Genomic DNA, 23,345 nt, shown 5'->3' with positions numbered 1-23,345 from the left:
GTTTAAGCGATCTTTATGTTATATTTACAAATAATTAACAACATTTCAGATGAAAAAAATCATTACCTTATTATTCTTTTCAGCGATTACATTGATTGCATGTAAAGATGATGAAAAAACAAACGATGACACAGCAAGAACCATTAACGTTAAAACTTTTGACAAAGTAAAAGTTGCTTTCGGTGACAATTTATCACAAAGTGCAGAAGGAACCTTTACTTTTCCTGACAATTTAGACAATGTTAAGACCATTAAAATGTATATTAAAGATATTTGTCCAAACAAAGATTGCGATGAATGGGACAGATATGCCAATATCTACGCAAAAGATAAAGCTACGGGCACATGGTATGAATTGGGGAGATTTATCAATCCATATTGGGTTGGAAATGAAAAGTTAGAACGCGGATATGAAGTTGATGTTACTGATTTTAGATCTATTTTATCAGGAACAACCGAGTTAAAGATTTATACAGAAACATGGAACGCCAAAGGCCGTACATATAGTGTAGAATTTGATTTTGAACCAGGTACACCCGATTATAAATATTCTGCTGTTGTTCCTGTGATTCAATACAATAAATCATCTATTGATGGGGTGCCTTATGGAATTAATTTTGACACAAATGTATTCGATTTAACAAAACAAATTACGATACCTACTAATGCAGAAATTGCTTATTTTAGAACTATTATTTCTGGTTGGGGGCACGCTACTCCAAACGATGCAGGCGGTAGAGGTTGTGCAGAATGGTGTTTTCGTACGCATCATATCCTCATGAATGGCAACCCTGCTTTTTCACATGAGTTAAAAGCGATTGGTTGCGCACAAAACCCAGTTAATAATCAAGCACCAGGAAACTGGAAACCAGAGCGTGCAGGTTGGTGTCCGGGTATGGTTGTTCCTGTACGTTTTAACAATATCGAAAAAAATATGTTTGGCACAGCCTTTAACTTTGAATATGATTTTGAAGAATGGACAAATAACAATGGGAATGGGAACGCTTTTTATGCGGTTTCTACCTTTGTGGTTGTAAAAAGCAACGCACCAATTGAAAAACCTGTTGTCAATTAGGAGATACGAATATTGCTAATCTAAAAAAAGGTGCTTTCTATCAAGAAAAAGCACCTTTTTTATAGTTCTTAAAACGGAACATCATTATCATCGCTAAAACTGCTTCCAAAAATTTGATCGCTCGGTGGCAAATCATTTGCTAAGTTTCGGTCGTTCATACTTGAAGGAAACTCATCAAATGGCATAAAAGCATCATCTAAATTGTCGAATTTACCAAATTTACCTAAGAATTTCAATCGAATGTTATCTAAACCACCGTTACGGTGCTTTGCAACAATAAATTCTGCTTGTCCTTCCGTTGGGCTTTGTTCTTCATCGTCCCAAACATCAATTTTATAGTATTCGGGTCTGTAGATAAAGGAAACGATATCGGCATCTTGCTCAATTGCTCCCGATTCACGCAAATCTGAAAGCAATGGTCGCTTTGACGAGCCACGTGTTTCTACTGCACGTGATAATTGGGAAAGCGCAATAACCGGAATATCCAATTCTTTTGCCAAACCTTTCAAGTTTCTCGAAATGGTTGAAATTTCTTGCTCTCTGTTTCCTCCTCCTTTTCCGTTTCCGCCGGCTGTCATTAACTGTAAATAGTCAATAATGATCAATTGAATATCGTATTGCGACTTTAAACGTCGAGCCTTTGCACGCAAATCAAAGATAGACAAAGATGGGGTATCGTCAATATACAAAGGCGCTTTTTCAAGGTCTTTTACTTTTACGTTGAGCTGCTCCCATTCGTGTTGTTCTAATTTTCCGGTACGCAATTTTTCAGACGATAATCCTGTTTCTGATGAAATTAAACGGGTAATTAGCTGAACACTCGACATTTCTAGTGAAAAAAACGCCACACCTTTATTGGCATCAATAGCAATGTTTCGAGCCATTGAAAGTACAAAAGCCGTTTTACCCATACCGGGACGAGCTGCAATGATGATTAAATCGGAAGGTTGCCACCCTGATGTTAATCCGTCTAGTTTATGAAAACCGGTAGGCAATCCAGAAAGTCCTTCACGTTTGCCAATTTCTTCAATACGTTTTTTTGCTTGTGCAACCAAAGATTGCGCCGTTTCGGTACTTTTCTTAATGTTTCCTTGGGTTACATCGTATAATTTTGATTCGGCTTGATCCAATAACTCAAAAATATCTGACGATTCATCGTAAGCATCTTCAATAATTTCAGACGAAATTTTGATTAAACTCCGTTGAATGAATTTTTGAAGAATGATGCGCGAGTGAAACTCAATATGTGCAGAAGAAGCAATTTTCTGTGTGAGATTTATTAAATAAAAATCTCCTCCAATTAGCTCTAGTTTGCCATTTTTACGCAGCTGTGTGGAAACCGTTAAAATATCAATAGGTTGACTGGCTTTGAACAGCATTTCAATTGCTTCATAAATATGTTTATGAGCTTCTTTGTAAAATGCGTCGGGTTTTAAAATGTCAATTGCTTCATCAACTCCTTTTTTATCAATCATCATTGCACCTAGCACAGCTTCTTCTAAATCAACAGCTTGCGGTGGTAGTTTACCTTTTTCTAAGGTAATAATATTCTGATTAATTTTAAAATTAGGATTTAATACTTTCTCTTGTTCCATTCAGCGAATTTAGTTTTTTTAAACCTATTTTACTAAATAAATTTATTAACTATTTGGTTAAAGTTTTTTAATAATAATTGTTGATAAGTTATTAGCCAAAAAAAGCTGAACTTTATTGCTCAGCTTTTTTATATAGTACATAATTACAACCTATTCAGAGAATTCTCCCATGTTTGAATATTTGTCTATACGTTCGTTAATAAGTTTATCAATGTTTTTCTTTGCTAATTCTGCATAGGTTTTAACAATGGTTTTCTTCACCGTTTCAAAAGTAGCTTCTCGGTCGTAATGTGCGCCACCTAATGGTTCAGGTATCACATCGTCTATCAATTTGTTCTTTTTCATATCAACCGATGTTAGCTTTAAAGCATCGGCAGCTATTTCTTTGTATTCCCAACTGCGGAATAGTATGGAAGAACATGATTCAGGAGAAATCACAGAGTACCAAGTGTTTTCTAGCATAAAAACTTTGTCGCCCACTCCAATTCCCAACGCTCCGCCTGATGCTCCTTCGCCCACAATAATTACGATGATAGGCACTTTTATACGAAACATTTCAAAAATATTGCGTGCAATGGCTTCTCCTTGTCCGCGTTCTTCTGCTTCCAAACCAGGGTAAGCTCCAGGAGTATCAACAAAAGTTACAATTGGAATATTGAATTTTTCTGCCATACGCATTAAACGCAAGGCTTTGCGGTAACCTTCTGGATTTGCCATACCAAAGTTGCGGTATTGACGGGTTTTGGTGTTGGTTCCTTTTTGCTGACCGATAAACATAAATGATTGATCACCAATTTTACCCAAACCACCAATCATGGCTTTGTCGTCTTTCACGCCTCTGTCGCCAAACAACTCTAAAAACGTGTCTCCACAAATGGCTTTGATATAATCGAGTGTATAGGGGCGATTGGGATGGCGCGATAATTGTACACGTTGCCACGCATTTAGGTTGCCATATATTTCTTTTTTGGTTTCTTCTAATTTTTTTTCGATATTTTTACAAGTTTCAGTAACATCCACATCGGACTCTTGCCCAATAATCTGGCATTTATCTAACTGGTCGTTTAACTCTTTTATAGGTAACTCGAAATCTAAATACTCCATAAACCTTGTTATTTTGTCTGTTTTTGTAGCTACAAATATAGCGTTTTTATTAATTAAGCGATGGCTTTTTTGCGATTTTTAAAATATGCGTTCATCAACACAGTAAACAATATAATCACAGCACCTACATAGAAAGCGGCGGTCATTTTTTCTTGGTCTTTAAAAAACAATACGGCTAGAACAATTCCGTAAACGGGTTCTAAATTAATGGTTAGCATCACCGTGTAAGGCGACAAATATTTCATAATATCTATTGTAGCGATAAAAGGATAGGCAGTGCAAATAGAACCTAAAATTCCTAACCAAATATAATCATTGGTTTGAAAGTTAAAATTAACAGCTGTGAAACCATTTTGGTAGATTAAAAAACATCCCAAAATAAATAATCCTCCCAAAAGTTCATAAAAACTAATCACCACACTGTCATACGAATGTGCAAGTTTTCCGTTGATAATTGAAAACGAAGCCGACAAAAATGCAGATAATAATGCAACTAAAATTCCTATTTTGTATTGTGTTTCAAATCTAAAAATCAACATTAAACCGGCAACTACCAAACAACCCAACAGCACTTCATACAGTATGAATTTGCGTTTGTAAAAAATTGGCTCTAGAATCGATGTGAAAAAAGCGCCGGTTGATAAACACGCTAAGGTAATGGATATGTTTGCTATTTTAATGGCATGAAAAAAGGTGAGCCAATGAATGGTTATTACAAAACCAAAGAGAAAAAAACGCAACATATCTTTTGGACTAATGGATAATTTTTTTCGTTTGATTACCAAATAAAACAAAATTACGGCAACACCAATTGCGATACGCGTAAAAACCAGCGGCAACGCTTGTAATGATATTAATTGTCCCAATAAGGCGGTGAATCCCCAAATAAAAACAATTAGATGAAGATGCAGATGATTTTTTAAATTAACGTTTTGCATTGTTTAAGAGATAAACAGCTAATATTCCGAAAATTACGTTTGGAAACCAAACAGCAAATAAAGGGTTGATGCTTGATGCTTCAGCCAGTGTTCCAAAAATTTTATCAAAGAAAATATAGGTAAATGCCAATCCAATTCCCATGGCGAGGTTTACCCCCATTCCACCGCGACGCTTCATTGATGAAACTGCCACTGCAATAATAGTTAATATAAATGCCGAAACCGGAACACTGTATTTTTTATATTTTACCACCATATAGGCGCTAATGTTAGAAGAACCACGCATTTTTTCTTTTTCTATGAATTGATTTAATTCTGAAAGTGTCATGGTTTCTGCCGCATAAATAGCTGGTGTAAGTTCATCAACTTCAAAATGGAATTTCATTCTTTTTTCACGCTCTTTTTCAATTTGATCATCAAGGGCTCCTACTGTTCTTTTTTGGTAATTATACAGGGTGTAATCTTTTGTGCTGTCGTTATAAACAATACGTCCGGCTTCTATTTTTGAAACTAAATTATATCCTTTAAATTTTTCTAAGGTAAAATTATATCCGGTTTTGTTGGTATAGCTAAAGTTGCTCACATAAATAAACTCGTCTTTACTAATTTGCTTAAAAACATTTTGGGTTTCGCGTATTTCTTTTCGTTTCAGATATTTATACCTAAAATCGTTGTATCCCAAACTGGCCTTTGGAACAATAAAAAAACCCATTAATAAGGCAAAAATCGAGATGAATGTTGCACCAATAATGTAAGGACGCAAAAAACGAATGTATGAAATTCCAGAGCTTAAAATAGCTACAATTTCGGTGTTTGATGCCAATTTGGAAGTGAACCAAATGATTGATATAAACAAAAAAATAGGAAAAAGCATGTTGGCAAAATAAATGGTGAAATTGCCATAATACTCTAATACATCAACCAATGGAATATTGTTTTCTAGAATTTTATTGATTCGATCGGCTACATCAACCGCAATTCCAATAGGAATAAAAAGCAAGATCATTACAAAGAATGTTCCCAAATATCTTTTCAATATGTACCAGTCAATGATTTTCATTTTGCCTAATTATAAACGGGTGGCCATTTGTTTTACCATTTTTTCTTTCCATGCATAAAATGTTCCTGCAATGATTTGGCGACGGGCTTCGCGCACCAACCACATGTAAAAACCAAGATTGTGAATGGTTGCAATTTGTTTTCCTAAATATTCATCGGATACAAATAAATGGCGTAAATAAGCTTTAGAATAATCGGTATCAACCCAAGTGTTCCCCATTGGATCGATTGGGCTGTAATCATCGGCCCATTTTTTATTCTTAATATTGATGAAACCTTCGCTTGTAAACAGCATACCGTTTCGCGCATTTCGCGTGGGCATTACACAATCGAACATATCAATTCCCAAGGCAATATTTTCTAGGATGTTAATCGGCGTACCAACCCCCATTAAATAACGAGGTTTGTCTTTTGGAAGAATATCGGTAACGATTTCGCACATTTCATACATTTCTTCGGCAGGTTCGCCAACCGAAAGTCCGCCAATGGCATTACCAACCGCACCTGCATTTGCAATGTATTCTGCTGATTGTGCGCGTAAATCTTTAAAGGTTGATCCTTGCACAATTGGAAAAAACGCCTGATCGTATCCATATTTTGTTGGAACTTTTTCTAAATGATTAATACAGCGATCTAACCAACGGTGCGTCATGTGCATAGAACGTTGTGCATAACGGTAATCGCAAGGGTAAGGTGTACATTCATCGAACGCCATAATGATATCGGCACCAATGGTACGTTGAATTTCCATTACATTTTCAGGAGAGAAAAAGTGATAAGATCCATCGATATGCGATTTAAATTTCACACCCTCTTCTTTGATTTTTCTTCTGCCCGACAACGAATAAACCTGAAAACCACCTGAGTCGGTCAAAATATTGCGGTCCCAATTCATAAACTTGTGCAATCCGCCGGCTTTTTCTAAAATCTCGGTTTTCGGACGTAAATACAAATGGTAGGTATTTCCTAAAATAATATCTGGATTTATGTCTTCTTTTAATTCGCGTTGGTGCACGCCTTTAACGGTAGCTGCTGTTCCAACGGGCATAAAAATTGGGGTTTCAATAACGCCATGGTCAGTTGTGATAACTCCTGCCCTAGCTTTTGAGTTGATATCTGTGTGCAGTAAATCGAATTTCATACTTGTTGTTTACAAGCTGCAAATATACGTTTTTTGGTGGATAGTTTTTGGGTTATGTTTTTTTAGATTTTAAGAGAGGCTTTAAACGTAAAAAAAAATGCTTTTAAGAAACCACTTAATCGAAATTTAATATAAAAACGCCTTCAATTTTAATTATGAAGACGTTTTTTTTAGTAAAAATATAACTATAAAACTCTTAATCCTTAAACGGAACTGCAGGTAATAATTGAGAAGAAACTTCACCAAAACCAATACGCACACCGTCTTTCTCACAATAACCTTTCATGATTACAGTATCGTAATCTTCAATAAACGCACGGGTAGAACCATCGGGCATTTCAATTGGGTTTTGTCCGCCCCAAGTTAATTCTAACATAGAACCAAAGCTGTCTTTTGTTGGTCCTGAAATCGTTCCCGATCCCATTAAATCGCCAGATGTTACCATACAACCATTTACGGTATGGTGCGCCAGTTGCTGCGCCATGGTCCAGTACATATATTTAAAGTTTGATATACAAACTATTTTTGCTTCTTTATCTTCTGGTTGAATAATCACTTCTAAATTAATATCAAACGAATGATCTGTTTTTTGCTGCAAATAAGGTAACGGTTTTGGATCTTCTTGCGACGGACTTGCACAACGGAAAGGCTCTAAAGCATCCATTGTTACTACCCAACACGAGATTGATGATCCAAAGTTTTTCGCTAAGAATGGCCCCAATGGAACATATTCCCATGCTTGCAAATCGCGTGCAGACCAATCGTTTAACAACACCATTCCAAACATGTGGTTTTCTGCGTCTTCAACAGAAACTCTGTCGCCCATAATATTTGCATCACCGGTGATAAAAGCCGTTTCTAATTCAAAATCAACTCGTTTCGATGGACCAAAAACAGGCTCCGTTGCTCCTTTTGGCATTGATTGGCCTAACGGACGATTTACCGGCACTCCAGACGGAACAATTGTTGAACTTCTACCATGATAACCTACAGGTAAATGCAACCAGTTAGGCAATAAAGCATTTTCTGGATCGCGAAACATCATCCCTACGTTGGTTGCGTGTTCACGACTTGAATAAAAATCGGTATAATCACCAATAAAAACGGGTAATTCTACCGTAACTTCGTTCACATTAAAAATTACCAATTCGCGTGCTTTTGCATCATCTCGTAACTTTGGATTGTTTGCTTCAAAAATTTCTGAGATTCTGTTGCGTACAGCTCGCCAAACTTGTCGTCCTTCGCTAATAAAGGCGTTCAAAGTTTCATCATAAAGCACACTATCATCAAAATCAATATCTTTAAAAAAACCTAAATCGTTTAAAGCAGTTATACTTATAGCGTAATCGCCAATTCTTGTTCCAATTACTAATTCATCTTCTTCAACCGAAAAAACGCCAAAAGGTATATTTTGTATAGGAAAATCACTGTTTTCAGCAACGTTTAACCACGTTTTTAGATTGGGATTGTTAGCAGGTATATTCATACGTTTAATTATTTTTGTTTGAATTTATTTACTTATGCGAATATAACAATGATTTTTCATAAATTTGGTTTCATTTTAAAGAATTAATAGAAATGCAACGCGACGAACAAATATTTGACTTGATATTAGACGAGCAAGATCGCCAAATAAATGGTTTGGAATTAATTGCCTCAGAAAATTTTGTAAGCGACCAAGTAATGGAAGCTGCTGGATCGGTTTTAACCAATAAATACGCAGAAGGATATCCCGGAAAAAGATATTACGGCGGCTGTGAAGTTGTTGATATTGTGGAACAAATTGCCATTGACAGAGCCAAAGCTTTGTTTAATGCAGCTTATGTAAACGTACAGCCACACTCGGGTTCGCAAGCAAATACAGCGGTTTATGCAGCGGTTTTAAAACCGGGCGACAAAATTTTAGGTTTCGATTTATCGCACGGTGGACATTTAACGCACGGCTCACCTGTTAACTTTTCGGGTAAATTATACAACCCTATTTTTTATGGTGTTGATGAAGCTACTGGCTTGATTAATTATGATAAAATTGAAGAGATTGCTAAACGCGAAAAACCACAATTAATTATTGCAGGCGCATCGGCTTACTCGCGAGATATGGATTTTAAACGCTTTCGTGAAATTGCAGATGCAGTTGGTGCTTTGCTTTTGGCAGATATTTCGCATCCTGCTGGTTTAATCGCAAAAGGCTTATTGTCTGATCCGCTTCCACACTGTCATATCGTTACTACAACTACGCACAAAACCTTGCGCGGACCTCGTGGCGGAATGATTATGATGGGTAAAGATTTTGAAAATCCGTTTGGTTTAAAAACGCCTAAAGGCGAAACACGCATGATGTCTGCTTTGTTAGATGCTGCCGTTTTCCCAGGTAATCAAGGCGGTCCGTTAATGCACATCATTGCTGCAAAGGCGGTGGCTTTTGGCGAAGCATTGCAAGACGAATTTATGCATTATGCTTTGCAAGTTCAGAAAAATGCTCAGGCAATGGCAAGCGCATTTGTAAAACGCGATTATAAAATTATTTCGGGTGGAACCGATAACCACATGATGCTGATTGATTTACGCAACAAAAACATTTCGGGCAAAGAAGCTGAAAATGCTTTGGTTAAAGCCGAAATTACCGTTAATAAAAATATGGTTCCTTTTGATGATAAATCTCCGTTTGTAACATCGGGAATTCGCGTAGGAACTGCAGCAATAACAACACGAGGTTTGGTTGAAAGTGACATGGAAACAATTGTAGATTTAATCGACCGTGTAATTATGAATCATACCAACGAAGAAGTTATTGAACAAATTGCCGATGAAGTAAACGAAATGATGAGCGAACGCGCTATGTTTGTTTTTTAACAAATTATTCTAATAAAAAAGTTAAAGAGTCACTAAATGTGGCTCTTTTTTTGGTGGTACTGTAACAAAATAGTACTTTTCGCAAAAACAATTAAAATCATTTTATGAAAAACATTTTACTTACACTCCTACTCTTCTTAAACTTATCGGTTCAGGCACAGCAATTGGTTCAAGGAATTATTAAAGACAATGAAACCCAACAACCCATTCAGCATGCACTGATTATTGGAAATATCTCAGGAAAAAGCACGGTGACCAACAGCGAAGGCCGCTTTCAGTTTCATCTGCCAAAAGAAGATTCTAAATTAATTATTAAACATTTAGATTATTTCACACAAGAAATTTCGGCAAAAAACAAAAAATCATTTCAAGTGCACATGCAATCTTCCACCGAATCATTAGAAGAAATTGTCATCTTAAAAACATCAATTAAATCTGAAATAGAAAAAGCCATAAAAACATCCCAACAAAGTTTCTCTAAAAACTTAAAATTGAATACTTTTTATCGGGAATTGTTGTATATAAACGGAACCATGTATCAATATGAAGATGCCGAAGCCGATTATTACCTGCAATCGATCAATAAAAGCAATGTGGTGGTGAAGGAAAGCAGAAGTGTGAAATTTAATAATGAAGAAGCCAAAAAGTTTGATTCCTTATCTCGGGTACATTATTACTGGGGCGATTTTAAAGAAATTATTTCGCATGAATTTGATTTTAAATTGATAAAAAACATCATTTCAGACAAAGAATACAATTTATACCTTACCTCTAAAACCGCAGGCGACGGCACTGAACTGTATGTTTTAAACTTTAGTCCGATTGAAAATGCAAAGAAAGCCACACTTTCTGGAACGATGATTTATGGTTCAAACGATTATTTAATCAGAGAGATTAAGGCCAACTTGGCTGACAAATTTATGAGTAACAACGAATTCATGCAGCAAAACAACCATCGTTTTAAGCGCAGTTTTTATAACCGAACTACTATTTTTAAAATTTTCAATTCAAATTATTCATTAGCATATACTTCCTACCGTATTTTTGGAGTTTCAGAAGTATTAAACCAACTCACAAAAGTGGGTGGTTTTATGGAAATCTTGATTGATTCTACCGAGCAAAACCCCAATTTGCCAGCAGCTGATGCCTTTTATACTCGTGAAAAGTTAACTCCGCTTGGAAAGAACTATAAGACTCGCTATTGGGAAAAATTTAATGTGGTTCCCTTAACCTATAAAGAAGAGCAAGTGCTTCGGTTGATTAATAAATAATTGTAACTTATTCAAAAATCTCTATAATCTCAAACGAAATATCTTGAAGCGGAAAATCGTTCTCATTGGTTGGCATTTTGCTAATTGCCAACAAAACTTCTAAGCCTTCATACACTTCGCCAAAAACCGTATAATCGTGATCTAATCGAGGTTGTCCGCCAATTGATAAATAGGTTTCGCGCTGTGATTGTGTGAACTTCATTTCTTTTTTAATTTCTAAAGCATTCAATTCGTCTTCAGAAACATTTTTGCCAACAACAAAATAAATCTGGTTTAAAAAAGATGCTTTTTCAATATTTTCGTCCCTGCCTGCACCAATTGCACCCAATTTGTGAAACGCACGATTATTAAATTCAGGAAGCAACCTTTTGTGTTGGTCTTTAGGTAAATACGCTTCTCTTTCGGCAATACTATTGTCATGTTCACCACCTTGAACAACAAAATTTTCGATAATTCTATTGAAAAAAGATTCTTTGTAAACACCATTTCTGACTGCATTTATAATTAACTCTTGATGTTTTGGCGTAAAATCATAAAGCAACACTTTAAAATTTCCCTGAGAAGTTTTAAACAACAATTTATGCGACTGAGCCGATAACGAACCATAAAAAAAGGTGACCAATAAAAGCACTACTATTTTTTTCATTAAAAAAGTATTCATACATCTAAATGTAGTATTTATAATCCCAATTACCAAATTGCAAATTTTAAACAACTATATAATCAAAAGCATAAAAAATAGACCAACAAATCATTAAATTGCTAATTCTTAAATCATTCTAAAATTCTTCCTTAAAAATAAAACCGTATTTAGTATATTTGTAAACAAAAAAACAGACTTTAAACAAATCTTATCATAATGTCAAAATCTAAGATTATCTACACATTAACAGATGAGGCGCCTATGTTGGCTACTTATTCTTTTTTACCAATTGTTAAATCGTTCACTGCACCGGCTGGTATCGAAATGGAAACACGCGATATTTCCTTGGCGGGAAGAATTTTAGCAAATTTCCCTGAATTTTTAAAAGAAGATCAAAAAATCGGTGATGCATTGGCAGAATTGGGTGAATTAGCAAAAACTCCTGAGGCAAACATCATTAAATTACCAAATATTTCTGCATCGATTCCCCAGTTAACGGAGGCTATTGCTGAGTTGCAAGCTCATGGATATGCCGTTCCAAATTATCCTGCAGATCCAACAAACGATGAAGAAAAAGCAATAAAAGCTGCTTATGCAAAAGTATTAGGATCGGCAGTGAACCCAGTATTACGCGAAGGAAATTCTGACCGTCGTGCACCAAAAGCTGTTAAGAATTATGCAAAAGCAAACCCACATTCAATGGGCGCTTGGTCTGCAGATTCTAAAACAAAAGTGGCTCACATGGAAAGTGGAGATTTCTACGGAACAGAAAAATCAGTTACTGTTGAAAATGCTTCTCAATTTAAAATAGAATTTGTGGCAACCAACGGTTCTGTTAAAGAATTAAAAGGTTTATCACCATTAAAAGCAGGCGAAATCATCGATAGTTCGGTAATGAATCTTACTGCTTTAAAAGCTTTTGTTGCAAACACCATTGCAGAAGCAAAAGCAGCAGGCGTTTTATTGTCTGCACACTTAAAAGCGACAATGATGAAGGTTTCGGATCCTATTATTTTCGGAGCTATTGTTGAAGTATATTTTAAAGATGTTTTCACGCAATTTGCAGATTTATTTGCAGAATTAAACATCAATCCAAATAATGGTTTAGGCGAACTATACAGTAAAATAGCAGGCAAGCCACAAGAAGCTGAAGTAAAAGCGGCTATTGACGCGGCTATTGCAAACGGTCCTGATTTAGCAATGGTAAATTCCGACAAAGGAATTACCAATTTACACGTACCATCTGATGTAATTGTTGATGCCTCAATGCCAGCAATGATTCGTACATCCGGGCAAATGTGGAACAAAGATGGTAAGCAACAAGATACTTTCGCGTTGATTCCAGACCGCTCATATGCAGGTATTTACACAGCTGTTATAGAAGATTGCAAAGCAAACGGCGCATTAGATCCAAAAACCATGGGATCTGTTCCAAATGTTGGTTTAATGGCTCAAAAAGCAGAAGAATACGGTTCGCACGATAAAACATTCCAAGCTGATGCAGAAGGAACAATCCGTGTGGTTGATGCAGAAGGAAACGTTTTTATGGAGCAAAAAGTGGAAACTGGCGATATTTTCCGTATGTGCCAAACAAAAGACGCACCTATTCAAGACTGGGTTAAGCTGGCTGTAAACCGTGCACGTTTATCTGATACTCCGGCAGTTTTTTGGTTAGATGAAAACCGTGCACATGACCGTGAAATCATCAAAAAAGTAAACAAATATTTAGCCAATTTTGATACCACAGGATTAGACATCCGCATTTTGGCTCCGGTTGATGCTTGTAAATTTTCTTTAGAAAGAATTCGTAAAGGCGAAGATACCATTTCGGTTTCAGGAAACGTTTTACGTGATTATTTAACCGATTTATTCCCTATTTTAGAAGTGGGAACATCGGCAAAAATGTTGTCTATTGTTCCATTGATGAACGGTGGTGGTTTATTTGAAACCGGTGCAGGTGGATCGGCTCCAAAACACATCGAACAATTCATTGAAGAAGGCTATTTACGTTGGGATTCGTTAGGTGAATTTTTAGCATTAGGTGCTTCGTTAGAGCATTTATCGCAAACACAAAACAATCCAAAAGCAATGATTTTAGCAGACGCTTTAGATGTGGCAACAGAAAAATTCTTGGCAAACGATAAATCGCCGGGTAGAAAATTAGGAACAATTGATAACCGTGGTTCTCATTTCTATTTGGCAATGTATTGGGCAGAAGCTTTGGCAGCGCAAACAAAAGATGCAGATTTAGCAGCTTTATTCGCACCAATTGCTCAAGAAATGATTGCAAACGAAGCTAAAATCAACGAAGAATTGATCGCATCGCAAGGTAAACCGCAAGAAATTAAAGGTTATTACCAACCAAATTTTGATTTAACATCAAAAGCTATGCGTCCGTCTGCAACGTTAAATGCAATTGTTTCTAAATTAGGATAATTTCATAACAACATACATAAAACCGTCGTAAATTCGACGGTTTTTTTATGAAATCAGATTAATATTATCAACATGAAAACCTTACACATAGCATCGGTTGCCATTATCAATCCAAATAAAGAACTGCTTTTGGTTTGTAAGAAAAAATCAAAATTCTATCAATTAACCGGTGGCAAAATTCAAAATGGTGAACAAGATATTGAAACCATCATTCGTGAAGCTAAAGAAGAAATTGGTTTGGAAATTCAACCTCATCAACTAACTTTTTTAGGATCGCATCAAACAAAAGCCGTAAACGAACACAATACATTGGTTCATGGCAGCGTTTATTGGTTGCACGTACCCTTTTTTGAACCAATAATTGCCAACGAAATTCAGGAGTTTGTGTGGATGAACAAAAATAATTATCAAGAATATAGCTGGGCACATTTAGCTAAAGAATTGGTTCAACCTAAATGGTTGGTGTTATAGTTTGTTATTTCTAACTTTAATGAATAAATTCTTTTTAAATTTGCAGAAAAGCACAAACCCTCGCAACAAAAAACCGCTATGAAAAAAACGTTATTACTTGTATCATTTCTTATGTCGGTTGCGGCTTTTTCGCAAACCAAACATACCATTTCAGGTACTATTTTTCAGAAAAGCACCAGCCAACCCATACCTATTTCCAACGTAAGTTTTTTGGTTAACAATATAGAAACCTCAACCACAACAAACGAAAACGGAGATTATTCGATAATAGCAGAAAGCGGAACCTATCAAATATCTGTCTATGTGGATGGATATGGATACAGCACACAAAAAGTGAATCTTAAAAAAGACACGAAAATCAACTTTTATGTGGCGCCAGATACCGAAGCATTAGACGAAATCGTAATCAATGCCACCAATAAAATCAACATTCGCAAACCCGAAATGAGCGTTAACAAACTTACGGCTGCCGAAATTAAAAAAGCACCGGTGGTTTTGGGTGAAACCGATATTTTAAAAACCATTTTGTTGTTGCCGGGTGTTGTAAATTCCGGCGAAGGAACATCGGGTTTTAACGTTCGCGGTGGTGGATCCGATCAAAATTTATTGTTGCTCGATCAAACTTCGGTTTACGGTTCTTCGCATTTATATGGTTTTTTCTCGGTTTTTAATAACGATGCCGTAAGTAATATTAAATTGTACAAAGGCGGAATTCCTGCTCGCTATGGTGGTCGTGCTTCATCGGTTTTAGAAATCAATCAAAAAAGTGGCGATTTTGAAGATTTTAAAACCACCGGCGGAATTGGAATTTTATCAAGCAGATTGTTGGTAGAAGGTCCTGTGATTAAAGATAAATTGTCGTATTTGTTTGCCGGGAGAGCATCGTATGCCCATTTATTTTTAAAATTGACCGATATTGAAAGTGCCGCTTATTTTTACGATTTAAACACCAAATGGAGTTATTTACTGAACGATAAAAATCAGTTTTATTTTACCGGATATTTTGGTAGAGATATTTTTAAATTCAACGATAATTTCGACAATAAATTTGGAAATACGGTTGCCAATTTAACATGGAACAGTGTGCTATCCAATAAAATCAACAGCGAAGCTTCGGTTCGATATTCCGATTATTATTATGGTTTAATGCTCAATTTTGTTGGATTTAATTGGGATTCGGGCATTAAAAATTTTGAGTTTAATTATAAATTCAATCATAACATCAACCAAAAACTTTCGCTGAAATATGGTATAAACAGCTTGTATTACGATTTCAACCCCGGATTAATCGAACCAACCAGTATCGATTCGGAAATAAACCGCTATCAAATTCCCCATAAATTTGCTTGGGAAAATGCTGTTTTCCTAGAAGCAGAACACGATATCAATACGTTTTTATCCATTAATTACGGTTTGCGATATAGCATGTTTAACCGTTTGGGCGAAGAAAGCATTAACGTGTATGAAAACAATAATCCGGTGGTTTACAATCAACAGACTGATACGTATGAAAAAGCCGTTCCAATTGGAACACAATTTTATGGAAAAAATAAAGTAATCAGTACGTTTGATAATTTAGAACCGCGTTTGGCTGTTTCGGTAAAACTCACCGAAGACCAATCGGTAAAAATGAGTTATAACCGCATGTCGCAATACGTGCACTTAATATCAAACACTACTGCAGCAACACCTTTAGATATTTGGGAACCAAGCGGGCCGTACATTAAACCGCAAATAGTGGATCAATATGCCGTGGGGTATTTTCAAAATTTTAAAGAGAACGAGTATTCATTAGAGATAGAATCGTATTTTAAATTAGGAAAAAACAGGTTAGATTATATCGATGGAGCCGATTTAATAGGCAATCGGGCAATAGAGCAAGTGCTTCTCAATGGAAAAACCGAGGCTTACGGTTTGGAATTTTTATTCAGAAAAAACGAAGGAAATTTAACCGGTTGGGTGGCATACACCATTGCCCGCAGTTTGCAGCAAACCGTAGGTAGAACAGCCGAAGAAACCGGAATTAACAACGGCGAATGGTACCGCACACCGCACGACCGCTTGCAAGATTTATCGGTGGTGGCAAATTATGAATATAGCAAAAAATGGAGTTTCAACGCAGCTTTTGTTTTGCAATCTGGCCGCCCTGTAACGTATCCCGATGGTAAATATGAGTTTTTAGGTTTTCAAGTTCCAAACTACAACAAACGAAATAATTACAGCATGCCGGCTTTTCACCATTTAGATATATCGGCAACATATACGCCAACTAAAAACGAAAACCGCAAATGGCAAAGCGAATGGATTTTTGGAATTTACAATGTGTATAATCGTAAAAATGCAGCATCAATCAGTTTCCGTACTGTGGAAGGGTCAAACAATTTAACCGAAACCACCAAGCTTTCTATTTTTGGTATTGTGCCAAGTGTAACCTACAATTTTAAATTTTAGTTATGAAAAAATATCTGTACCTATTCAGTCTGCTCTTTAGTTTTTTATTGATAAGTTGCGAAGAAGAAATCGTATTAGATTTTGGTGAAACTATTCCAAGATTGGTGATAGAAGGTAATATTTTTGTGGGAGAACCTGCCTTTAATAAAATTACATTATCTACTACTACCGATTTTTATTCAAGCATTAAACCGCCTGTAAACAATGCGCAAGTTTCTATTACAGATTTGTCAAATAACACGGTGTATGAATTCGTAAACAATAATAATGGCGATTTTTTAAACACTACTTTTTTACCTGAAATAGGCCGAACTTATGAGCTAACCGTGATTTACAACAATGAAACCTATAAAGCTACATCAACTGTGATTGATTCGCCCGAGGTAATAAACGTGGATCAAAAAAACGATGGCGGTTTTACAGGCGATTCTTATGAAATTACCTTTAACTTTCAAGACAATCCCAACGAAGAAAACTATTATTTAGTGCAAATTATTTCTCCGGCAGATAAAAGTTTTGGTGTGATTAACGACCAGTTTTCAAATGGAAACATCATGGGTGATTTGTATTTTTATGAAAAAGAAGATGTTAAACCGGGCGATGATTTAACGCATTATATTGCATCAATCAATAAACAATATTACAATTATTTAGCAAAATTGTTTTCTATTTCGGGCGAAACCGGCAATCCGTTTGCAAGCCCCGTTGGTACGATTAAAGGAAACATTATCAACCAAACCAATGAAGCAAATTTTGCACTAGGTTATTTCCATATCGCTAAAAGAAATCAATATAATTATATCGTAAAATAATTCAATTCCTGACTAAAAGATACAAACTTTTTAATTATTTTTTGTTTAATTTGTGTAAACGATAATTTTATGCAAATTTCAATAAAAGAAACCGATTCAGGAATACTTTACAAATTACTCACAGGTTTGGTTATTCCGCGCCCTATTGGCTGGATTTCTACTGTTGATCAAAACGGTGTAAATAATCTTGCGCCCTTTTCTTTTTTTAATGTAGTGGGTGAAGATCCGCCGCATGTAATGTTTTCAACCGTTCGCACAGGTAACAAAAACAAAGACACATTGAACAATGTTTTGAAAAACAAGCAGTTTGTGGTGAATTTAGTTACCGAAGATGTGGTGGAGCAAATGAATACCACTTCTAATGCAGTTGATTGCACAATTGATGAATTTCAGTTAGCAAACCTTACACCCATTTCGTGCGAGTTGATTGAACCAAAGCGTGTTGCCGAAGCAAAAGCCCATTTTGAATGCGAAATGGTGCATCATTATTTTTTGGAAGATCACAAAAATGGCGGTGCATGCGTAGTGATTGGCAAAGTGTTGATGATGCACATTGCCGATGAAATTCTGCTTGAAAATTACCGAATTAATTTAGACAAATACCAACCTGTTGCCCGTTTAGCCGGATCTAACTACAGCAAACTGGGCGAAACTTTCTCTATAAAACGAAATCTATGAAAATAACGGTTATAGGCGGTGGTCCGGGCGGACTCTACTTTTCAATCTTAACCAAGAAGGCAATGCCCAATTGGGAAATTAATGTTTATGAACGCAACAAACCCGATGACAGTTTTGGTTTTGGAGTGGTTTTTTCGGATGAAACGTTGGGTGAATTTTTGAAACGCGACATGCAGTCATACGAACTAATTCGCAGCAAATTTGCGTATTGGGACGATATTATTGTAGCGCGCGACGGACAAGAAGTTAGCATTGCCGGTAACGGCTTTTGCGGTTGTTCGCGCAAAACGTTGCTTAAATTATTGCATCAGCGTTGCGAAGAAGAAGGCGTGAAATTGCATTTTGAACAAAACGTTGACGATCTTTCGCAGTTTAAAGATTCAGATATCATTGTGGCTTCAGACGGAATTGGCAGCGGAATTCGCACCCAGTTTCAAAATGAATTTGGAACGAATATTCAGTTAAAATCCAATCGATTTGTTTGGATGGGTTCCACTAAACCGTTAGATGCTTTTACCTATTTTTTTAGAACAACGCCCTACGGAATCATTGTTGCACACACCTATCAGTACGAAGAAGGCATGAGCACCTGGATTTTTGAATGTACTAATGAAACGTGGGAAAAATTACAATTTGAAATAGAAAACGAAGCAGATACTGTTTCCAAACTTTCCGAAATATTTAAGGAGGAATTAGACGGTCATCCGCTGATAACCAATAAATCGCATTGGCGACAATTTCCGCACGTAACTAATAAAAATTGGCACCACAACAACATTGTTTTATTGGGCGATGCTAAAGCAACGGCGCATTTTTCAATTGGTTCAGGTACAAAACTGACAATGGATTGCGCAATTGGTTTGTTCGATGCCTTGATGGCAAATCCGGATAATGTTCAAAATACCTTTCAGCAATACGAGAAAACTCGAAGAAATCCGGTAGAAATGATTCAGTACGCTGCATCGGTTTCTTTGGAGTGGTTTGAAAATATGAATCGATACGAAAAATATCCGTTCTATCAATTCTCCTTCGGATGCATGACTCGATCTAAAAAAGTAACCTACGAAAACCTTCGATTAAGAGATCAATCGTACACCGATAAAGTTTTAAACGAATTTAACAATAGCAATGGCAATGGCAATAGCAAAGTTGCTGCTTTTTCCACCTATAAATTACGTGGTTTAGAACTTTCTAACAGAATCGTTATGAGTTCTATGGGGCAATATGCTGCTACCGACGGCTTGGTAAACAACTGGCATTTTCAGCATTACACCTCGCGTGCAATTGGCGGTTTAGGTTTGATTATCACCGAAATGACGGCGGTTGATGCTAACGGAAGAATTACCTTGGGTTGTGCCGGAATTTACAATGAAGAGCAAATTGCAGAATGGAAAAAGATTACTGATTTTGTTCATGAACATACGGCAACAAAAATCGGAATTCAATTAGGGCATTCCGGCAGAAAAGGTGCTGTGAAAAAACCTTGGGAAGGTACAAATGAACCAATTGACAATGCTTGGGAATTACTTTCGGCATCGGCAATTGCGTTTAACGATAAAATGGCAGTTCCTAAAGAAATGACTGTAAATGATATGCAAAATGTCATCAAACAATTTGCAAATGCGACTATAAATGCAGAAAAAGCAGGTTTTGATATGATTGAATTGCAAGCACATCACGGCTTTTTACTGGCATCATTTTTATCGCCCTTAATAAATAACAGAACCGATGAATTTGGTGGATCTGTTGAAAATCGATTAAAATTTCCATTACAAGTTTTTAATGTAATTCGAGAAAATTTTCCTTCAGAAAAACCTATATCAGTCCGCATTTCAGCAACTGATTGGGCAGAAAACGGCATTTCACAAGAAGATGTTCTTTTCATCGCTTCGGAATTTAAGAAAGCAGGTGCCGATATCATTAATGTATCAACAGGAAATACCGTTGAAAATCAAAACCCGAAAACCGGTAGAATGTGGCAGGTTCCTTTTTCTGATATGGTTCGAAACGAAGCAGATATTCCAACCATTACCACTGGAACTATTACCGATATCGATCAGATAAATACCATTATTTTAAGCGGAAAAGCCGATTTGGTTGCTCTTGGAAAACCCTTATTGTTAGATCCTTACTTTGTTAGAAAAGCGCAAGCTTACGAACAAATTACTGTTACAGATATTCCAAATCCCTATCAAAAAGGAATTGAAAATTTATACAGTTCAATAGTTTCTGAAAGAAAGCAAACCGAACGTATGAAGAAGGCTTTGAAACCAAAAAGCAACAAGAAATAATTATGAAAGACAATTTTGCTCAAAATAATTTACCTGAACCAAATTTTCAACCCGATTATTTGTTTTTGGATTTGCCGCAGTTTAACCATCCGGAAAATGTGAATTGTGTGGAACGTCTTTTAGACCATCACATTGCAAACGGAAAAGGTTCAAATATCTGTTTGAAAACATTTGGCGAAACATGGACGTATAACGATTTGTTTGAAAAAGCAAATCAAATTGCGCATGTTTTGGTCGATGATTTAGGATTGCAACCCGGCAACCGTGTTTTATTACGATCTTGCAACAACCCAATGATGGTTGCGTGTTGGTTTGCCGTTTTAAAAGCGGGTGGCATTGTAGTTGCAACCATGCCTTTATTGCGATCGAAAGAATTAAAAACCTTGATCGATTGTGCTGAAATTTCACATGTAATTTGCGGCAGTTCGTTGGCAGATGAAATGAATCTGGTACAATCAGATTTTTTAAAATCGGTTTCTTTTTATAGAAATGGTTCTATTGATGAATTAATGAAATCGAAACCAAAAACGTTTCAAAACTATAACACTAAAGCAGACGATGTTGCTATTATTGGATTTACTTCCGGCACGACCGGAAATCCAAAAATGACGGCACATTACCATAAAGACATTCTGAATATTTGCGAAGCTTTTCCAAATTATTCACTTCAACCAACCGAAAAAGATATTTTCACAGGAAGTCCGCCAATTGGTTTTACCTTTGGTTTGGGTGGTTTGGTTTTGTTCCCAATGTATTTTGGAGCGAGTTCTTTTTTGATCGAAAAACCAAGTCCTGATGTACTTTTACAGGTCATTCAAAACGAAAAAATCACGATTTGCTTTACCGCTCCAACTGCTTGGCGTATTCTTACAGAAAAATCAAAAGATTACGATTTGTCAAGTTTGCGAAGATGTATTTCGGCAGGAGAAACGCTTCCTTTAAAAATTTGGGAAGATTGGTACAACGCCACCGGCTTAAAAATCATCGATGGCATTGGTGCTACCGAAATGCTTCATATCTTTATATCATCGAACCAAGAGAATATGAAACCGGGAGCAACTGGAATTGCAATTACAGGTTACGAAGCGAAAATCATCGATGAAAACGGAAACAACGTTCCACACAATACACCTGGAAGATTGGCTGTTCGGGGAATTACCGGCTGTAAATATTTAAACCGACCTGAAAAACAGCAACAATATGTACAAAACGGTTGGAATATTACCGGCGATATTTTTAAGCAAGATGAAGATGGTTATTTTTGGTTTGTGGCTCGTGGCGACGATATGATTATTTCATCGGGCTATAACATTGCTGCGATTGAAGTGGAAAGCGTGCTTTTAATGCACGATGAAATTTTAGAATGTGCCGTTGTGGGATTGCCCGATGAAGAGCGTGGCATGTTGGTTTGTGCGAATATCGTTCTAAAAAATCAAGCGAATGCTTCTCCAGAGCTAGCAAAGGAAATTCAAAACTGGTTTAAAGAAAATGCCGCACCTTATAAATATCCGCGGGTAATTAATTTTCTTGACCAATTGCCAAAAACCGAAACAGGTAAAATTCAACGTTTTAAGTTGAAGTAGTATTAAGATTTAAGTATTAAGACATATATAATGAGTTATTTTATAAAAGAAGAACAAATACGTTTTAGACATACCGATTTTGCAGGAATTGTTTTTTATCCACGATTTCTTGAAATGTTGAATGATTTGGTTGAAGATTGGTTTGAAGAAGCTTTAGATCGACCTTTTTCTAAAATCCATGAAACCAACGGAATTCCTACAGTAGATTTAAAGGTTCAGTTTAAAAATGCAGCGCGAATTGGTGAAATTCTAACCAAAAAATTATGGGTAAAAGAATTGAAAAGTTCATCGGTAGTTTGCGGTTTTCAATTTATCAATCAGCAAGATAAAACGGTTTTAGAAGGCGAAGTTACCTTGGTAAATGTTGCTATTGCCGAAGACAGAAAAACGATTAAAGCCGAAGCTTTTAATGACGAAGTGAAAGCAAAAATTGAGAAATATCATTTATAATTTATGAATCAGTCAACACAATTAGCTAATCGTTTTCGTGAAGTAATTCTCAACGGAACTTGGATTGCCAATACTAATTTTAAAGATCAGTTGGTTGATTCAGACTGGCAAATCGTAACAAAAAAAGTAGATTCCTTAAACACCATTGCCGCTTTGGCGCAGCATATACATTATTATATTTCAGGAATTTTGAATGTTTTTAATGGCGGAACATTAGATATAAAAGATCAATTCAGTTTCGATTTTTCTCCGGTTGAATCTCAAGAACAATGGAATTTGTTTTTAAATCGATTTTGGAATGATGCTGAAGAATTTATTCGAAAAGTTGAAACGATGAGCGATGATAAATTAAATTCGGTTTTTGTTGATGAAAAATATGGAACTTATCGAAGAAACATCGAAGCCATGATTGAACACAGTTATTATCATTTAGGGCAAATTGTCCTTATCAAGAAAATGTTGTCACAAAATAAACAAGATTAAGTCCATTTTAT

At 36.1% G+C, this 23,345-nt stretch carries 19 protein-coding genes; 12 read left to right on the top strand and 7 right to left on the bottom strand.

Going from position 1 to position 23,345, the window contains the following annotated elements; translation table 11 throughout:
- Positions 1-49 precede the first annotated feature (49 nt).
- Positions 50-1,075: a peptide-N-glycosidase F-related protein gene (locus tag MG290_RS13980; protein ID WP_264561840.1), complete on the top strand. Its 1,026-nt coding sequence runs from the start codon at positions 50-52 to the stop codon at positions 1,073-1,075.
- Positions 1,076-1,143: 68 nt separating this feature from the next.
- On the opposite strand, the gene dnaB is transcribed toward MG290_RS13980, so the two are convergent.
- The 6 genes from dnaB to fahA all read right to left on the bottom strand — a co-directional run bounded on the left by dnaB (position 1,144) and on the right by fahA (position 8,398).
- Positions 1,144-2,670, bottom strand: coding sequence for a replicative DNA helicase (gene dnaB, locus MG290_RS13975; protein WP_264561839.1), 1,527 nt, complete (start codon positions 2,668-2,670; stop codon positions 1,144-1,146).
- Between the two features lie 150 nt (positions 2,671-2,820).
- Entirely contained in the window at positions 2,821-3,774 is a 954-nt protein-coding gene (locus MG290_RS13970; protein WP_257499286.1) for an acetyl-CoA carboxylase carboxyltransferase subunit alpha, read from the bottom strand.
- Between the two features lie 53 nt (positions 3,775-3,827).
- Entirely contained in the window at positions 3,828-4,712 is an 885-nt protein-coding gene (locus MG290_RS13965; RefSeq protein ID WP_264561838.1) for a DMT family transporter, read from the bottom strand.
- The gene (locus tag MG290_RS13960) at positions 4,699-5,772 is read right to left on the bottom strand and encodes an LptF/LptG family permease (protein ID WP_257499288.1); all 1,074 of its coding nucleotides are present in this window, start codon (positions 5,770-5,772) and stop codon (positions 4,699-4,701) included. The genes MG290_RS13965 and MG290_RS13960 overlap by 14 nt, the downstream gene beginning before the upstream one ends.
- 9 nt (positions 5,773-5,781) lie before the next feature.
- Positions 5,782-6,912, bottom strand: a complete 1,131-nt coding sequence (tgt, locus tag MG290_RS13955; RefSeq protein ID WP_257499289.1) for a tRNA guanosine(34) transglycosylase Tgt — start codon at positions 6,910-6,912, stop codon at positions 5,782-5,784.
- A gap of 196 nt (positions 6,913-7,108) precedes the next feature.
- Entirely contained in the window at positions 7,109-8,398 is a 1,290-nt protein-coding gene (fahA, locus tag MG290_RS13950; RefSeq protein ID WP_264561837.1) for a fumarylacetoacetase, read from the bottom strand.
- A 92-nt stretch (positions 8,399-8,490) separates the two neighbouring features.
- Here fahA and glyA point away from each other — a divergent pair, with 92 nt between their 5' ends.
- A complete protein-coding gene (gene glyA, locus MG290_RS13945; RefSeq protein WP_264561836.1) occupies positions 8,491-9,765 on the top strand; it encodes a serine hydroxymethyltransferase in 1,275 nt (424 codons plus the stop codon).
- Positions 9,766-9,869: 104 nt separating this feature from the next.
- Positions 9,870-11,036, top strand: coding sequence for a carboxypeptidase-like regulatory domain-containing protein (locus tag MG290_RS13940; RefSeq protein WP_264561835.1), 1,167 nt, complete (start codon positions 9,870-9,872; stop codon positions 11,034-11,036).
- A 7-nt stretch (positions 11,037-11,043) separates the two neighbouring features.
- Here MG290_RS13940 and MG290_RS13935 read toward each other — a convergent pair whose 3' ends face one another.
- Entirely contained in the window at positions 11,044-11,682 is a 639-nt protein-coding gene (locus MG290_RS13935; RefSeq protein WP_264561834.1) for a peptidylprolyl isomerase, read from the bottom strand.
- Between the two features lie 210 nt (positions 11,683-11,892).
- Between MG290_RS13935 and MG290_RS13930 the strand changes: the two genes are divergently transcribed.
- The 9 genes from MG290_RS13930 (at position 11,893) to MG290_RS13890 (ending at position 23,334) form a co-directional block, all read left to right on the top strand.
- A complete protein-coding gene (locus MG290_RS13930) occupies positions 11,893-14,115 on the top strand; it encodes an NADP-dependent isocitrate dehydrogenase (protein WP_264563215.1) in 2,223 nt (740 codons plus the stop codon).
- A 72-nt stretch (positions 14,116-14,187) separates the two neighbouring features.
- Positions 14,188-14,586 (top strand): NUDIX hydrolase, encoded by a 399-nt coding sequence (locus tag MG290_RS13925; protein WP_264561833.1) that lies wholly within the window; start codon positions 14,188-14,190, stop codon positions 14,584-14,586.
- Positions 14,587-14,664: 78 nt separating this feature from the next.
- Positions 14,665-17,037, top strand: coding sequence for a TonB-dependent receptor (locus tag MG290_RS13920; RefSeq protein WP_264561832.1), 2,373 nt, complete (start codon positions 14,665-14,667; stop codon positions 17,035-17,037).
- Positions 17,038-17,039: 2 nt separating this feature from the next.
- Positions 17,040-17,849, top strand: coding sequence for a DUF4249 domain-containing protein (locus MG290_RS13915; RefSeq protein ID WP_264561831.1), 810 nt, complete (start codon positions 17,040-17,042; stop codon positions 17,847-17,849).
- A gap of 69 nt (positions 17,850-17,918) precedes the next feature.
- Complete coding sequence (locus MG290_RS13910) at positions 17,919-18,527, top strand: flavin reductase family protein (protein WP_264561830.1); 609 nt, start codon at positions 17,919-17,921, stop codon at positions 18,525-18,527.
- Positions 18,524-20,818 carry an oxidoreductase gene (locus MG290_RS13905; RefSeq protein ID WP_264561829.1) on the top strand — a complete coding sequence of 765 codons (2,295 nt, stop codon included), beginning with the start codon at positions 18,524-18,526 and terminating at the stop codon, positions 20,816-20,818. Before MG290_RS13910 ends, MG290_RS13905 begins: the two co-directional genes overlap by 4 nt.
- A 2-nt stretch (positions 20,819-20,820) precedes the next feature.
- Positions 20,821-22,401 carry an AMP-binding protein gene (locus MG290_RS13900; protein ID WP_264561828.1) on the top strand — a complete coding sequence of 527 codons (1,581 nt, stop codon included), beginning with the start codon at positions 20,821-20,823 and terminating at the stop codon, positions 22,399-22,401.
- Positions 22,402-22,431: 30 nt separating this feature from the next.
- Positions 22,432-22,851, top strand: a complete 420-nt coding sequence (locus MG290_RS13895; RefSeq protein ID WP_264561827.1) for an acyl-CoA thioesterase — start codon at positions 22,432-22,434, stop codon at positions 22,849-22,851.
- 3 nt (positions 22,852-22,854) lie between these two features.
- On the top strand, positions 22,855-23,334 hold the full coding sequence (locus MG290_RS13890; RefSeq protein ID WP_264561826.1) for a DUF1572 family protein: 480 nt from the start codon (positions 22,855-22,857) through the stop codon (positions 23,332-23,334).
- The last annotated feature ends 11 nt before the right edge of the window (positions 23,335-23,345 follow it).

It is taken from the genome of Flavobacterium sp. CBA20B-1 (assembly GCF_028473145.1).
Lineage (GTDB): Bacteria > Bacteroidota > Bacteroidia > Flavobacteriales > Flavobacteriaceae > Flavobacterium.
This window is presented reverse-complemented; position numbering and strand designations above follow the sequence as displayed.

Coding starts and splice junctions, on each gene's coding strand:
- MG290_RS13980 (WP_264561840.1), top strand. CDS start 50: ATGAAAAAAATCATTACCTTATTATTCTTTTCAGCGATTACATTGATT.
- dnaB (WP_264561839.1), bottom strand. CDS start 2,670: ATGGAACAAGAGAAAGTATTAAATCCTAATTTTAAAATTAATCAGAAT.
- MG290_RS13970 (WP_257499286.1), bottom strand. CDS start 3,774: ATGGAGTATTTAGATTTCGAGTTACCTATAAAAGAGTTAAACGACCAG.
- MG290_RS13965 (WP_264561838.1), bottom strand. CDS start 4,712: ATGCAAAACGTTAATTTAAAAAATCATCTGCATCTTCATCTAATTGTT.
- MG290_RS13960 (WP_257499288.1), bottom strand. CDS start 5,772: ATGAAAATCATTGACTGGTACATATTGAAAAGATATTTGGGAACATTC.
- tgt (WP_257499289.1), bottom strand. CDS start 6,912: ATGAAATTCGATTTACTGCACACAGATATCAACTCAAAAGCTAGGGCA.
- fahA (WP_264561837.1), bottom strand. CDS start 8,398: ATGAATATACCTGCTAACAATCCCAATCTAAAAACGTGGTTAAACGTT.
- glyA (WP_264561836.1), top strand. CDS start 8,491: ATGCAACGCGACGAACAAATATTTGACTTGATATTAGACGAGCAAGAT.
- MG290_RS13940 (WP_264561835.1), top strand. CDS start 9,870: ATGAAAAACATTTTACTTACACTCCTACTCTTCTTAAACTTATCGGTT.
- MG290_RS13935 (WP_264561834.1), bottom strand. CDS start 11,682: ATGAAAAAAATAGTAGTGCTTTTATTGGTCACCTTTTTTTATGGTTCG.
- MG290_RS13925 (WP_264561833.1), top strand. CDS start 14,188: ATGAAAACCTTACACATAGCATCGGTTGCCATTATCAATCCAAATAAA.
- MG290_RS13920 (WP_264561832.1), top strand. CDS start 14,665: ATGAAAAAAACGTTATTACTTGTATCATTTCTTATGTCGGTTGCGGCT.
- MG290_RS13915 (WP_264561831.1), top strand. CDS start 17,040: ATGAAAAAATATCTGTACCTATTCAGTCTGCTCTTTAGTTTTTTATTG.
- MG290_RS13910 (WP_264561830.1), top strand. CDS start 17,919: ATGCAAATTTCAATAAAAGAAACCGATTCAGGAATACTTTACAAATTA.
- MG290_RS13905 (WP_264561829.1), top strand. CDS start 18,524: ATGAAAATAACGGTTATAGGCGGTGGTCCGGGCGGACTCTACTTTTCA.
- MG290_RS13900 (WP_264561828.1), top strand. CDS start 20,821: ATGAAAGACAATTTTGCTCAAAATAATTTACCTGAACCAAATTTTCAA.
- MG290_RS13895 (WP_264561827.1), top strand. CDS start 22,432: ATGAGTTATTTTATAAAAGAAGAACAAATACGTTTTAGACATACCGAT.
- MG290_RS13890 (WP_264561826.1), top strand. CDS start 22,855: ATGAATCAGTCAACACAATTAGCTAATCGTTTTCGTGAAGTAATTCTC.